The 14,925-nt window shown below is 46.7% G+C and carries 11 protein-coding genes and 1 tRNA gene; 8 read left to right on the top strand and 4 right to left on the bottom strand.

Annotation, left to right across the window (positions count from 1 at the left end; all coding sequences use genetic code 11):
• Window positions 1-16: 16 nt before the first annotated feature.
• The gene (locus LS482_RS04900; protein ID WP_233030632.1) at window positions 17-3,220 is read right to left on the bottom strand and encodes a GH92 family glycosyl hydrolase; all 3,204 of its coding nucleotides are present in this window, start codon (window positions 3,218-3,220) and stop codon (window positions 17-19) included.
• Window positions 3,221-3,230: 10 nt separating this feature from the next.
• Window positions 3,231-5,030 carry a class I mannose-6-phosphate isomerase gene (locus LS482_RS04895; protein ID WP_233030631.1) on the bottom strand — a complete coding sequence of 600 codons (1,800 nt, stop codon included), beginning with the start codon at window positions 5,028-5,030 and terminating at the stop codon, window positions 3,231-3,233.
• 164 nt (window positions 5,031-5,194) lie between these two features.
• On the opposite strand from LS482_RS04895, the gene LS482_RS21675 reads away from it, so the two are divergent.
• Window positions 5,195-5,326, top strand: coding sequence for a hypothetical protein (locus tag LS482_RS21675; RefSeq protein ID WP_302849396.1), 132 nt, complete (start codon window positions 5,195-5,197; stop codon window positions 5,324-5,326).
• Between the two features lie 20 nt (window positions 5,327-5,346).
• On the opposite strand, the gene LS482_RS04890 is transcribed toward LS482_RS21675, so the two are convergent.
• The gene (locus LS482_RS04890; RefSeq protein ID WP_233030630.1) at window positions 5,347-6,075 is read right to left on the bottom strand and encodes a GntR family transcriptional regulator; all 729 of its coding nucleotides are present in this window, start codon (window positions 6,073-6,075) and stop codon (window positions 5,347-5,349) included.
• A 543-nt stretch (window positions 6,076-6,618) separates the two neighbouring features.
• Window positions 6,619-6,691: transfer RNA gene (locus LS482_RS04885), tRNA-Phe, on the bottom strand.
• Between the two features lie 102 nt (window positions 6,692-6,793).
• Between LS482_RS04885 and LS482_RS04880 the strand changes: the two genes are divergently transcribed.
• The 7 genes from LS482_RS04880 (at window position 6,794) to LS482_RS04850 (ending at window position 14,738) form a co-directional block, all read left to right on the top strand.
• Window positions 6,794-7,525 (top strand): type III pantothenate kinase, encoded by a 732-nt coding sequence (locus LS482_RS04880; RefSeq protein ID WP_233030629.1) that lies wholly within the window; start codon window positions 6,794-6,796, stop codon window positions 7,523-7,525.
• Window positions 7,522-8,823, top strand: a complete 1,302-nt coding sequence (gene bamG / locus LS482_RS04875) for a BamG family beta-barrel-assembly machinery protein (protein ID WP_233030628.1) — start codon at window positions 7,522-7,524, stop codon at window positions 8,821-8,823. Before LS482_RS04880 ends, bamG begins: the two co-directional genes overlap by 4 nt.
• A 104-nt stretch (window positions 8,824-8,927) precedes the next feature.
• Entirely contained in the window at window positions 8,928-10,220 is a 1,293-nt protein-coding gene (locus tag LS482_RS04870) for a hypothetical protein (RefSeq protein WP_233030627.1), read from the top strand.
• Between the two features lie 8 nt (window positions 10,221-10,228).
• Complete coding sequence (lptC, locus tag LS482_RS04865) at window positions 10,229-10,855, top strand: LPS export ABC transporter periplasmic protein LptC (protein WP_233030626.1); 627 nt, start codon at window positions 10,229-10,231, stop codon at window positions 10,853-10,855.
• A gap of 117 nt (window positions 10,856-10,972) precedes the next feature.
• Entirely contained in the window at window positions 10,973-11,167 is a 195-nt protein-coding gene (locus LS482_RS04860) for a hypothetical protein (RefSeq protein WP_233030625.1), read from the top strand.
• A gap of 45 nt (window positions 11,168-11,212) precedes the next feature.
• Window positions 11,213-12,487 (top strand): hemolysin family protein, encoded by a 1,275-nt coding sequence (locus LS482_RS04855; protein WP_233030624.1) that lies wholly within the window; start codon window positions 11,213-11,215, stop codon window positions 12,485-12,487.
• A gap of 139 nt (window positions 12,488-12,626) precedes the next feature.
• Window positions 12,627-14,738 (top strand): peptidylprolyl isomerase, encoded by a 2,112-nt coding sequence (locus LS482_RS04850; RefSeq protein WP_233030623.1) that lies wholly within the window; start codon window positions 12,627-12,629, stop codon window positions 14,736-14,738.
• The last annotated feature ends 187 nt before the right edge of the window (window positions 14,739-14,925 follow it).

Here is a 14,925-nt window from a genome sequence, read left to right as displayed (position 1 = left end):
CAGTATGATTTACCGGTTATTCGGGCAGGTCTCCCTTTCCCCATTCGTAGTTCGGTTCAGGTCCCATTTCAAGGATAAGGTTTCCTCCTTTTAACAATGTCCCGGACGGGAACCGGAAAGAGGTCAGCACTTTGCCGTTCAGGGTGGCGGACTGTATATACTTATTGACCCTGGACACATTTTTTGCCTCGATGACAAATTGCTTCCCTCTGTCATATCGTTCTCCCAGGTCAATGACGATCTTTTTATATAGCGGGCTGGCAATCTCATAAACGGGCTTTTCCCGGGCTCCGCCGTCGGTCTGGAAAAGTCCCAGGGAGGCCATGACGAACCAGGCACTCATCTGCCCCTGATCTTCATCACCGAGGTAGGCGTTGGCTTCATCATGTCCATAATATTTATCCAGGATGGAGCGGCTCCACTTCTGGGTCAGCCAGGGACGGCCCGCCCAGTTGAACAGGAAGGCAAAATGCATGGACTGCTGGTTTCCCTGGACTACCGGGTAATCCCAATATTGATCGTTAGGTGCATTATAACGCCAGGGTTCGCTGGCCTTAAACCCCCAGTCGAGGCGCTTTACAAACTTATCTTCACCTAAGATCTTTGCCAGGGCCGGCACATCCTGGGGAACAAAATAGCTGAGTTGCCAGGCATTCCCCTCTACATACTCTTTGTTCCTCCCGGACCGGAAAGGGTCGAAAGGTTGCTTGAAATTCCCTTCACTGTCGCGCAACTGCGCATAGCCCGTTTCGGGGTTAAAGGCATTTTTCCACCAGTTTCCCCGTTCCCGGAATATTTTATAGGTTTCCTTTTCCCCCAGAGATCTGGCAAACTGAGCTACGGACCAGTCGTCGAAGGAATATTCCAGTGTATTGGAGAACCGTCCCTTGTCATACGGAACATATTGATATTTCATATAGGCTTCCAGGTCCCGGTTACCTGCAAACCCTCCGGCTACGGCTTTGGCAGGTGTAGTCTGCATTTTCTTCATGGCCTCGAGGGCTTTACCGGTATCAAAATCCCTGATCCCCATTTGGTACGCAGATACGATCAACGGGATCTCGTGTTCGGCCACCATGACGGGAATGTATTCCATCCCCGCCGGGCCCTTGGCCAGCCAGCCATTGGTATCGTACATGGCCAACTGGGAGTTTACCCACCTGGACGACCATTCAGGCGTGACCATATTCCAGAGCTGATTGAGATTCCAGAAGGTATTCCAGAAAGCATCGCAACCGAGGGCGACGTGTTCGGGATCTGTAAAACGCTGAACGGTTTCATTCGCATCCATCCATTCTCCGTTGACATCGCTCCAGGTATTCCGGCAGAGGGAACGATAGTAATTGGTGTAAAACCGCTTTTTCTCACGATAATCGTCATCCGAAACCCGGATCCGGGAAAGGTATTCGTTCCACACCTCTTTTTGATGGGCCACCACCGCTTCATAATCCCATTGAAAAGGGCCGGAGATCTCTGTTTCCAGGTTTTCGGAAGCATTGTCTATACTTACCAGTGAAATACCGGAGCGCGCGTGTACCACATTGTTTTCCCGGGTATCAAACTCCACGAACATCCCGGCATCTTTCAGATCAATACCGGTAATTTTCGGACCGGTAACAATGGAGTCATTGATCCATCCTCCCAGTTTTTTGATCGGGCGGTCAAATTCGATCACGAAATTCACCGTGTATTCCTGGTCGGCATCACTGCTCCATACCCCCGGGGTCAGCTGGTGACTTTTTCCTTCGATACGGTGATCGTTGACCCGGATCATTTCGATGTTTTTCAGCTGGTAGTCGTATTCGGCCGGGATGTGCAGGTCGATCATGACCCTGCCGTCCCTGTCAGGGGGAAATGTATAGCGCTGGAAACCTGCCCGGGTGGTGGCGGTGACCTCTGCCAGGATACCGGTATCCGTTAAACGGACTTTATAGTACCCCAGCGGTGCTTCTTCCGAAGCCTTGTCGATCCGTGAACGATATCCCGAATCGGGGTCGGACTCATCTCCGACCCTGATCTGAAGGGGCCCATTGGTAGGCATCATTCCGAGACCCGCCATGGTCCATTCGTGGATATGGCTGAAAGTGCCTATGGTTTCAAAGGTAGGCTGATAACCGGCCTGCCATCCCTTATTCTGGTTATCGGGGCTCAGTTTCACCATGCTGAAAGGCATCCAGGGACCGGGTGCGATCATCCACCGTGAATGTGCCGTTCCCATTTTGGTATCTACATAATCTGCGGGTGTCTGCAGCTTCTGCGGGCTACGGGAAATACTGCCGGATTGAAGTTCCCTGCTATTGACCAGGACACGGTATCTGCTTTCCCGGGCCGATGATACGGCAGGCATTGGGACTTCCAGTTTATACCTTGCCGTATCGAGTTGTTTTTGAAAAATGTGCCGGCCATCCAGTTCTACTTCTATAACCGGTTTCCCGGATAAGTGTTCTACATCGACCAGAAGAGGCTGGAACCTTTCGGAATTTTCCCGTAGCTCATAGGCAGCCGGTTCCACGGCACGTACAAATACTTCTCTCGGATCGATCAGTGCAGCTCCGGAAGGGCCTTCCAGGCGTATATGGTCGAAAACCACCCAGCTGCCTTCCAGAATCGTCAGGGTTACCTTGTTCCCCCCGGCACGTATGGTTTTTTTATGAAGGGGTATTCGCAGGACCCGGCCGGCTTGGGTAACCGGTGTACGGACAATGGAACTATCGGATACTCCCTGTAGCCGGAATTTTTCATGCTGGTCGTTGACACGCACTTTGAAGAGCGATCCGGAAGGGGCGGAATCTGCAAGGTCCGCCACGAGAAACCAATCTCCCCGGGCGGGAAGCCGGTCCACCCCGAACAGAATATTGACCTCGTGGGTCCGCCATCCGGCGGTTCCCGAGGTACCACCCCAGGTGTCGTCAGGCCCCGGAAGCACATAGGGGAAATCATCGGAGGGTTTGGAATGTCCCACCAGGTAATAGCGATCTTCATAGCCAAAATCCCGGCTCAGAAATTTTTTGTAATCCGAAGGGCCCAGGGCCAGATCGGCCCCGGAGTTGTCTTCTGTTCCGATATGCCATAAAGGCACGGTGGAAACGCCCGGGTCCGAAGTCAATGGCCTGCGCTGTGCATTGCCGGATATACAGCCATGACAAGCGGGGATTATCCCTGCCAGGGTGAGGCTTATTGCCAGCAGGTTCATGATCCGGTATTTGATCAAATATTTCATCGGTTGTTTTTTAACTTGTTTCTTTGATAAATGCACTGATCACCCTGGCTGTCTTATCTCCGAGGTTGGTCAGGGTGTAGGTACGGGCGGCAGCCGGGATGACAAAAGTTTCGGCATAGGCCAGGACCTGGGTGGTGCCATCTTCGGTCCTGACTTCTATGGAATCCCCGTCTACCAGTATCATCACTTCAAAAGCCTGTCCGGTTTCACGGTGTACGGAGGTCCTGAAATCGATCCGGTTAATGTCATAAAAGTGTTCGGCATGTGTGGGGAAATGCAGCAGTTCATAGTCCTTTCCCTGTTCCAGGACCCTGGGTGCGGAAAGCAATTCCTCTTGTACGCGTTTTCCTTTTCGTTCAAAATTCAGGTTGTTAAAGGCGTGATCCACATTGATGGGCCGGGGCTTTCCGTTGAGGTCCAGGCGGAGCCAGTCATACATTTTAAAGGTGAATATGTATGGCGTTGCACTGATTTCCAGGACCATGTTACCGGCACCGGCGCTGTGCACCGTTCCGTTCGGAATCAGGAAGAGGTCGTGTTTTCGGGCAGGGAGTTTTTGTACGTATTTTTCCACGTCCAGTTCTGTGTTTGTTTCCTGGCTGTGTTCCAGGTCCCTGCGGAATGCTTCCGGTTCGATATTCTCCTGAAAGCCGAGGTACACGCCCGCCTCTTCCTTACATTCCAGGATATAGTAGGTTTCGTCCTGGGTTATATTTTCCCCGAAGACCTCCCGGATATATTTTCTGTTAGGATGGCATTGAACAGAAAGGTTTCCCCCATCCCAGGTATCCAGAAAGTTGAAGCGGATAGGAAATTCATCCCCGAAGCGGGAAGCCTGTTTTCCGAGTACATTCTCATTTTCCAGGAACATCAGGAAGTCAAAGGAGGCTTCCAGCAGGTAGCCGTCACTTTCGAACAGCAATCCGTTCTCGGGCGTGATCAGGGCAAAGGACCAGGCATAATTGACTACATCCCTGTTCAGCCCCGGAATATGTTCCCTGATCCACTGCCCTCCCCAGGGGCCCGGCTCAAACCAGGGCCGGGCGCGGATCACAGAAGAACTGATCTTTTTGAGACCTTCCAGGAGGTCGTCCCGGAACATCCAGTTGATCGTATGCTCCCATTGCCCGTCTGCCAGCAGATCGATACGATCTGTTAATTGTTTCTTGTGCTTGTTTAACAACACCCAATCTACAAAATAATAATGTTTGTACATTTTATAGGGTTCGTTCGGCGTATCCAGCCCCAGGTTGAAAACGGCCCCGGCACGCATGCGGAACTGCAGTTCGTTCTTGGGGAGGTCGATGTAAGCTATGGCAGCATCCCAGCCGGACAGGGCCGCCCCGGGACCAATACATATGTTTATATCCGAATCCTGTGAAGGCCGGATCCTGCCGAGGGACTCCATATCGAAGAGATCTGCCATGCCGAGGGTGCATTTCGTTCCCCATACCGAATCCTCCGGACCCAGAAAGGGGGCGGTGATCCTTTTGATCTCCGGAACGGGTTTAAAATAATCGGCTGTCCTTACCCAATTGATCCGGTACCCGCGTTTTTCCAGTTTTTCCTGGATCTCCTGTTGCATGTCCTCCCAGAAAACACCTGCATATCCCTCGATCATTACGGTCCTTTCTCTTTCGATCCAACCGGCAAAGGAGTCAAGTCCGTTAAAGATCTTATGTTCTCCCAGGGAATGGAACGGATACAGTTCGTAGGCATTGCGATCGGAGGAAGTCTTGTTTATCCTGTGGGGCAGGATAAACTGTGACGATTTGCGTTTTCTTGAATGCTCCGACAGTTCATTTTTCAAGGATGGAGTGGCTTTTTGATCCATGAGAATATGGAATAAGGATTTATTGTTTTAATAATGTTGATATGTACAAACATATTAATTTATTTTTAATTATTGATAATTTTACGATAGATTATTTTGTTCCGGTCGTGTTCTTGGGCTGAAAAAATGTCAAACTTGCAATGAGAAAGCCAAAAAACAAACAGCCGGCCGTAATTCTTTCAATACTTACAACAGGCATGAGGCGATTCGAGCCGGAAAGGGCTATAATAGTCGGGGAATACGGTTATACATACGGTCTTGCCGGAGCATAACAGGGAGAATAGGGGATGACTTATCGGGTACTTTCCACGGTATAGATGAAGCTGTCGGCTTTATAATACCCCAGGTTGTATTCTATGGGCCGCTCGCCCTGGTCGAAAACGTGGCGTTTCCGGAATAATACCGGGGCTCCCTGCGGGATTTCGAGTTTCCCTGCAATAAAGTCGTCCGCGGCTGTAGCGCTGATCTCTTCCTTGGAAAGCGTGGCGATCACCGAATGCTCCTGTTCCAGCATTTCGTAGAGGGGCTTTTTAAAATCCTCATCACCCGTGAGTTCTACTCGGGGGTGGAAGTAAGAGGCAAAATAGACGAACGGTTCTTCCGGTTTTCCCCGTACCCGTTCCATTTTCAGTACTTTACGACCTTTTTGTATCTCAAAGAAGTTGGCCAGTGTCTCATCGGCAGGAACCCAGCTGATGTGCAATTCAAAATTTTTGATGGGGATTCCGCGCAGCCTCATTTCCTGTGAAAAACTGAGCCAGTTGTTTGATTTGGAACTCACCGGTCTGGGAGCTACCTTGGTCCCTGCCCTTTTCTTTCGTATTAATAATCCCTCGAAGACCAGTTTTTTAATGGCCTGTCTGACCGTGGTGCGTGAAATGGCTAGTTTTTTGGAAAGTTCAACCTCACTCGGAAGAGTTTTTCCGTTCTGGTACTCCTCCTGTTCTATGAGTTCCCGGAGCAAGATCTCTACCTGTGCATGAAGTGGTACAGGGCTTTTGTGGTCAATAGCAAATTTCATAGTCTGTTCATTGGTATGAAGGTACAATACTACTAATTTTTTATTTAGTTGGTTTGTCTATACATTAAAATTTTGAGATGCGGTTTGGTGATATTGATGTAAATGTGAAATTTTTCTAATCGCCGGTTTTGTTCATTAAAAAAAGTATCAACATATGGATATAAGTAGGTAAGGAGGAATATTTAGGGCCAATCTCAAAAGTTGTGGAGTGCCGGTGGCTTATAGCTATGAGACCTTAGACGTAAGACCTATGACTATAAGATATAAGAAGGACTTATTAGGGGAAGCCCTTCAGGCATGGCTTTACCAGGATTTCGTATATGCTGAAAATTCGCTGGCGACAGCAAGATACCTTATTCTGGCATGCTCAACACCTCAACCGGTAACTTGCAACGTATAACACCTTTTCATTTCCGCATGAACAGCTTACCATAATTTTTGCCTCATCCACAACTTTTTTTAGGAATGATCCGAGTTTTTCAGGATAAGGATATCAGGCAATCAAATAAAAAAACCCGCTCTTTCGAAGCGGGTTTTTAAAGGTGGTACCTCCAGGAATCGAACCAGGGACACATGGATTTTCAGTCCATTGCTCTACCAACTGAGCTAAGGTACCGGCTGCTTTATTGCGGGTGCAAATATAGGAGCAAAATTAAATATTTACAAAACAAAATTGCGAAAAAAACACTTTTGTAAATTTACATCCTTAATTTTGATTATGACTTTAGCCGTAGATGCCGGAAATACTTTTGTGAAGATTGCTGTTTTTCAATCAGATGCTGTTTTGTATACCGACAGGTTCTCTTCCGGGGAATTTTTGAAAAAAATTTCGGGAGTCCTGGAAAAATATCCCGTTGTGACCGATATGATCATCGCTTCGGTCGCGGATATTACAGAAAATGACCTTTCGGAACTGGCCAAAAAGGTGCATGTGCATGTTCTCGGTAATTTGCCGGTACTGCCTTTTCAAAACAGATATGCCACCCCCGGAACACTCGGGGCCGACCGGGTGGCGCTTGTAGGCGCCGCATGTCGGAAATATACAGGTAAGAATGTTCTCATTATTGATTCGGGCACTTGTATTACTTATGATTTTCTGGATGAAAAAAAACAATATCTCGGCGGTGCGATTTCCCCGGGCATAAGGATGAGGTACAAGGCCCTACATACGTTTACGGCGAGATTACCGTTAATAGAATCTACCCGTCTGGAAGATTTTATAGGAGACTCCACTGCAACAAGCATAGCTTCCGGCGTGCTCAATGGTGTTGTAAATGAAATAGATGGAGTTATTAGTCAATATCAAGCGCGATTTGAACATTTAACAGTTATTTTAACGGGCGGCGACCTCGATTTTTTGTCAAAACAATTAAAAAGTAGCATATTTGCGAATTCAAATTTCCTCCTCGAAGGGTTGAATTATATTATGGAACTCAATAAGAACCAATGATCAGAAAGATAGTTATTGTTTTAATTGTATGTATTGCCACCTGTGGTTATGCACAAAGAGGGTCTTCTTCACCTTATTCTTTTTACGGTATTGGAGATCAGAGATTTAAAGGGACTACGGAAAATCAGGCAATGGGAGGTTTAAGCATTTATTCCGATAGTATTCATCTCAATCTCAATAACCCCGCGGCATACGGCGATCTGCAATTAACGGTATATACTGCCGGGGGGGCTTATACCAGCAAAAACCTGAAAAGCGAAACCCAAAGTGAAAATACTTCAACAGCTTACCTGGACTACCTGGCGCTGGGGTTTCCGGTGATCCGGGGAAAACTCGGGATCGGATTTGGCCTCATGCCCTACACTTCCGTAGGGTATAACCTTGAAGAACGGGGAGAGACCACGCTGGACCAGTTTACCGGAGAAGGCGGGACTAACCGTGTATTCCTGTCTGCCGGATACAGGATCACGGATAATTTTAGTATAGGAGCCACAGCCAATTACGGATTCGGGAAGATCGAAAATGAATACCTCCGGATTGTGGGCGACATCCAGCGCCCGACACAGGAGAACAATACTTCGGAACTTAGCGGAATGGACTTTAAGTTTGCGTTGAATTATAAAGCCCGCCTGAATGAAAAACTCACATTGCGCTCCTCGTTGATGTATGCCCCCGAAACCAAACTCACCTCCGAGAATTCACGTACCCTGTCGGTGGTGACCGTACATCCTACCACCGGCCAGATCATAGGAGGTGAAATCCGCGATGTGGACCTGGAAGCAATGGGCCTTAGAAAAATAGACCTTACCATACCTCAAAGGGTCACGCTGGGCGTAGGAATAGGGCAGGAACGCAAGTGGTTTGCCGGTGCGGAATACGAATTCAAAAAAAATAGTAACTTTGATAACCCGTTCATTTCGGTGGATGGTGTAAGCTATGAAGATGCCAGCAGGTTCTCGGTCGGAGGTTTTTTTATACCCGACCACAGTTCTTTTACAAGCTACTGGAAGAGAATGGTTTACCGGCTTGGTGTCCGTTATGAGGAGACCGGCCTTCGCGTAAAAAATATACCGTTGAACGACTTTGGCATATCTTTTGGTCTGGGATTACCGTTAGGCGCCCCGATCCCGACCACGAACTCACTGCAGTATGCGGGAATGTTTTCCAATATCAATGTCGGTTTCGAATTCGGCAGAAGAGGAACCACTACATACGGAAGGATAGAGGAAGACTATTTCAAGCTTAACATCAGTTTGTCGCTCAACGACAAATGGTTTGTAAAGAGAAAGTATGATTAACCACAATAAATTCTAAAAAAATGAAAAAGAAGGGTACATTATTTTTATTTGGTTTGGTTGGGGGCGTAGGTTTTGCTTTCGCACAGGCGCAAAACCCGGAATGTATGACAAACTTATCCGTATTCGGCGAACACGCAAAGGTGAAAAATTACGATGCCGCATACGAACCCTGGAAAATGGTATTTGACAATTGTCCGGAGATACACCCGGCTACCTATATATACGGAGAACGCATCTTGAAAGATAAGCTGAGCAAATCTTCGGGAGCGGAGCACGAGGGATATATCAACACCCTGATGTCTGTTTATGACAAGGAGTTGGAATATTTCCCCAAACGCTATAGCAAGGCCGATGTGTTGGCTAAAAAAGCTCTGTTGATGTATAATGAGAAATCAGGGACCGATCAGGAGATCCTCGGGTTGCTTGATGATGCTTTCCAGAACGATCGCGATAATTTTAGCAATCCCAAGGCACTTTACCTCTACTTCTCCCTTGTTGTAGATGAATATGAAGCCGGAAACAAGGATCTGCAGGAAGTATTTGATACTTATGATGCGGTAAACGAACGTATTGACGGGGAACTGGAAGACCTTTCCAAAGTGCTCGACAAATACCTGCAGAAAGAAGAGGCCGGAGAAATGCTTAATTCTAAAGATAAAAGAAGGTTCAGCAATGCCAAGATCAATACGTCTTCCTATGGTAAAATACAAAACAGTATAGATGCCAAACTCGGAGACCTGGCAGATTGTGAAAACCTGATCCCCCTGCTCGAAAAGAATTTCGAGGAAAAGAAGAACGATGCACAGTGGCTTAAAAGATCCGCCGGCCGTATGGACGGTAAGGAATGTTCTGATGATCCTATGTTCATCAAGCTGGTTGAAGCCCTGCACAAGGTAGAGCCATCAGCGAAATCGGCGTATTACCTCGGGGTGCTCAAGGATAAAAAAGGAAGTGCTTCCGAAGCGTTGAAATATTACAACGAAGCCGTAAGTCTGGAAACCAATTCATATGACAAGGCCAGTATCCTTTATAAAATAGGATTGAAATATAAAAATGCGGGACAAGGTACCACGGCTTACAAATATTTCAAAAGAGTGCTGGACGTTCAGCCGTCTAACGGGAGAGCTTACCTGCAAATAGCCGGTCTGTATGCCAGCAGTGCCAACCAATGCGGCAGCACCACATTCGAGAAAAGGGCGGTGTACTGGAAAGCGGCACAGATGGCCAGAAAAGCAGCTCAGGTAGATCCTTCCGTAAAATCACAGGCAGCACAGACTGCAGCAAGCTACGAAGGAAGAGCGCCCAGCAAACAGGATGTCTTCAGTTCCGGAATGGCAGGCAAAACCGTTCAGTTTAAATGCTGGATAGGCGGAAGCATTAAAGTTCCTAACCTGTAAACTGTAAAGTGCAACAAAGGTTAAATCATATTTTTATACACATTGTCACAGCATTGGCTGTGGCAATGTTTTTTTCATGCGATTCCAGTTTTGAGGATATCCGTAAAATAGACACCCCCGAACGCTTCCCGGTAGGGGTTGCGGAAAACTTCCACCTTATCTATACCGACTCTGCCCGCATTAAGGCCACACTTACCAGTCCGCGGAGTGAAGATTATTCCAACCAGGAATTTCCCTACCAGGAATTTCCCGACGGACTTAAAGTGGTGTTCTTCGACAAAGACAAAAACGAAAGCACTGTTACCGCAGACTATGGAATTATCTATCAGGCTACGGATATGACCGACCTTCGCGGTAATGTCGTGCTCCTTACCCACGACGGGAAAAAACTGGAAACATCACAACTTTATTGGGACCAGAAAAACAAATGGATTTTCACCGGGGAGAAATTCACCTATACCAATCCTCAAAAAGGGACAATAATGAACGGGGAGGGGATAGAATTCAGTCAGGATTTTGATGAGGGAAAAGGGAAGGTGAAAGCCTATAAGATCGACGGTGTAAAGGATATTGAAGTAGACGAGGAAGAAACTCCGGCAAACAGCGATCAACCGGGTGAGGAAGAAAGAGAATAACGGCTTTCCGTTCGTGTCCGAAACCCTTTTTTACCGAATAATGTCCCGCATTGTATATCTTTGTGAAAGGACTGTGTATTTTTTATACATTTTAGCAACAGGAAAACCTTAGACCGAATGAAATTTTTCAGATTTACCGAAATCGTTTACCTGGTGGTTGCCGTGGTATCCATTGTGGAAATGGTCAGGAAGTGGAATGAGGACAGGGGCAGGGTCTATCTCTTTGCTTTCTTTGCCGTAGTTTCCGTTTTTATGTACTTTTTCCGGAGGTATTACCGCAAGAGATTTGAACGGAAGAAGAAGGACAGGTAGTTTGGCTGGTAAAAAACCGTGAGGTAATACAATGTTTTTGGCATTATGGACTACGCTATCGTAATCATTATAGTTTCACTGCTGTTTTCCGCCTTTTTTTCCGGGATGGAGATCGCTTACATATCTTCCAACAAGATACATATAGAAATAGAGAAAAAGCAGAAAGGCTGGCTGGCCAATATACTTACAAAACTTACGGTAAAACCTTCCAAATTTATTGCAACCATGCTGGTGGGGAATAATATCGCCTTGGTGGTATATGGTTTTTATATGGGAGAACTTATCGTAAGCAGGATATACCCGGCATATATGGAGGCCGGGGAGCTTCCGTTGCGTATCATATTTGTGCAGACGCTCATTTCCACGGCCATTATTCTCATTACGGGCGAGTTCCTTCCCAAGGTTTTCTTCCAGGTGTATGCCAACAGGTTGTTACGGGTGTTTGCCCTTCCGGCATACGGGTTTTATATGATTTTCTCGTTTATATCCGAACTGGTTATCCGGATATCCGATTTTCTCCTGAGAACATTTTTCAAGACAAAAGGGGACGAAGTGCAGCTTACCTTCAGCAAAGTCGAGCTGGGCGATTACATCTCCGAGCAGATGGAAGCTGTGGAAGATGAAGATGAGATAGATTCCGAAATACAGATATTTCAGAATGCCCTGGAATTTTCCGATGTCAAGGCCCGGGAAGTGATGGTGCCCCGCACCGAAATTGTGGCCGTGGAGCTCCACGAATCGCCCAAAGGGCTGGTAAAACTGTTTACCGACACCGGATATTCCAAAATACTTATTTACCAGGACACTATTGACAATATCATAGGGTATGTACATTCGTTTGAACTCTTCAAAAAACCAAAGGGGATAAAAAATGTAATGCTCCCCGTAGAATTTGTGCCGGAGACCATGCTGATCAACGATATTCTGGGCCTGCTCACCAAAAAGCGAAAGAGTATAGCCGTCGTGCTGGATGAATACGGAGGGACTTCAGGTATACTCACCGTAGAGGATATCGTGGAAGAACTATTTGGAGAAATTGAAGACGAACACGATACCGTAGTGCTGCTGGAAGAACAGCTCGACGAAAAGGAGTTTAAATTTTCGGCCCGGCTCGAGGTAGACTATATCAATGAAGAGTACAAACTGGAACTTCCCGAAAGCGAAAACTACGAGACCCTTGGCGGGCTTATCGTAAACCATATCGGGGAAATCCCCGAAAAAGGGGAGGAAGTGACCATAGGAGACTATCGTTTTGCCATTCTTGAAGTCAGCAACACCAAAATAGACCTTGTGCAAATGAAAATTGTGGAAGAAGAATAGATTGCATTGGAGAATGAGACGGTTTTGCCTTGAAAACTGCCGCCTTTCTGCCTAACTTTCAATAAAAAGGAATGCCGGGTTTTAATTATTGTAAAAAAATGGTATTTTCGCGAACTGAATTTTATAACTTTAACGACAAATGGCAGTTCTTGAAAAAATAAGAAAACGTTCCCTGATACTTATTCTGGTTATCGGTTTGGCATTATTTTCTTTTGTTATTTCCGATTTATTCCGGAACGGCGGGGGAATAGGCAGCAATACCTCCTCCATAGGTGAAGTGAACGGGGAGGCATTGTCCAGGACCGAGTTTGCAGATGAGGTGGAATACTTTTCCCGTCAGTATGGCGAAAGGGCATCCACCGTACAGGTGGTAAACCAGGTCTGGGAGCGGCAACTCCGGAGCGAACTACTCGATCAGCAATGTAAGGAACTGGGGATAAATATAGAAAAAGACCAGATCATTAATGTTGTAAAGGCCAATCCCGCTTTTGCCCGTGATACTACCTTTCAGAACGAGGCAGGGGTTTTTGACGACCAAAAGTTCATAGAATTCATAGCAGACCTCAGGTTAAACAATCCCGCAGCATATGAGCAATGGAAACTGCAGGAAGATGCGCTTATAAAATCTTCCATGGAGCAGACTTATTTTAACCTGGTCAAGGCCGGGGTGGGGGCTACCCTGAAAGAAGGGGAGTTTGCCTACAGACTGGAGAACGACAAGGTGGATATCAACTATGTAAAAGTGCCTTACAATACCGTAGCAGACAGTCTCGTAACCGTTTCCAGCGGTGAAATACAACAATACATTGATGAACATAAGGAAGAGTACAGGGATGAGGCGTCAAGAGACATTCAGTATGTATACTTCGAGGAAAAACCTTCGGAAGCCGATGAAACCGCAATAAGGGAGAGTATTGCAGGCCTGCTGGAGACGAGGGTGGAGTACAACAGTGCTACGGAGAAAAACGATACCTTACCTGGTTTCAGGACTGCGAAAGACGTGGAGGATTTTGTAAATACTAATTCCGATATACAGTACGATTCTACTTATGTGGCCAAGAGCGACCTGCCCTCTTCAGTGGCCGATACGCTTTTTAATCTCAATATAGGTGAAGTTTACGGCCCTTATAAAGATGAAGGTTATTATAAATTGTCCAGAATGCTGGACAAAAAAGCCGGCGGAAGTGTAAAAGCAAGTCATATCCTGATCGGCTATGAAGGAGCCGCGCAGGCCAATCAGGGCGTTACCAGGAGCAAGGAAGAAGCAGCGGCCAAAGCAAAGGAACTGCTGGCGGAAGCCCGGAAAAGCGGCGCCGATTTTGCTGCGATGGCCAGGGAAAACTCAGATGGCCCTACCGCTTCCAGAGGAGGTGACCTGGGATATTTTACCGAAGGTAGAATGGTGCCGGAATTCAACGATTTTGTCTTTGCCAACCCTGTTGGTAAAATAGGAATGGTTGAAACCGACTTTGGCTTTCACGTGATAAAAATAGACGATAGAAAAGATGTTGTGCGTATTGCTACCATAGCACGTGAAATAGAACCTTCGGAAAAAACAATGAACGACCTTTTTACGGAGGCCACGAAATTTGAGATGGAGGCTACGAACGGGAATTTTACGGATGTAGCCAAGGAGATGAACTACCAGGTACGTCCGGTGAATAATCTGAAAGCCATGGACGAAATGTTGCCGGGTATCGGAAACCAGAGGGCAGTGGTGCAATGGAGTTTTAATAAAGATACCGATAAAGGAGCTATCAAAAGATTTGATGTGCCCTCCGGTTATATTATTGCACAGCTCACCAACAAAAGAAAAGAAGGAGTAGCCAGAGCCAAAGATGTGTCTGCCGTGGTAACGCCCATCCTCAGAAAACAGAAAAAAGCGGCGTGGATCAGGGAAAACAGCGATACTGCTTCCCTCGAAGCGTTTGCAAAGTCCAATAATGTGACCGTAGCCATGGCTGCGGGAGTAAACATGAAAAGCCCGACGATCAGCGGAGCCGGAAGGGAACCGAAAGTGGTCGGTACGGCATTTGCTCTGGCACAGGGAGAAACTTCAGGAGTTATTGAAGGACGTGACGGAGCTTATATGGTAACCGTTACCAAAAAGTCCGATGCTTCGCCTCTCGATAACTACAGTACTTATGCCAATACCCTTACCTCAACCAACAGAAGTACGGTAAATACCGGGGTAGTGAATGCCCTTAAAGAAGCCGCCGAGATAGAAGATAACAGGGCGATGTTCTATTAAGAGGAAAAAATAAATCATTATAATTATCAGGCCTTTCCCGATACGGGAAAGGCTTTTTTGTTTATCCGAGTAGTTACAAGCTGTTTTTGCAGTAAATTTTTTGATACAACAAACTGTTATTTTAGCTGATTAACTATATTTATAGTTGTATAACTATGAATATAGTTATATGTTTGTATCAGATCCG

Source organism: Sinomicrobium kalidii (assembly GCF_021183825.1).
Taxonomy (GTDB): Bacteria; Bacteroidota; Bacteroidia; order Flavobacteriales; family Flavobacteriaceae; genus Sinomicrobium; species Sinomicrobium kalidii.
The sequence above is the reverse complement of the archived record's forward strand: the minus strand, read 5'-3'. Positions and strand labels throughout refer to the sequence as shown.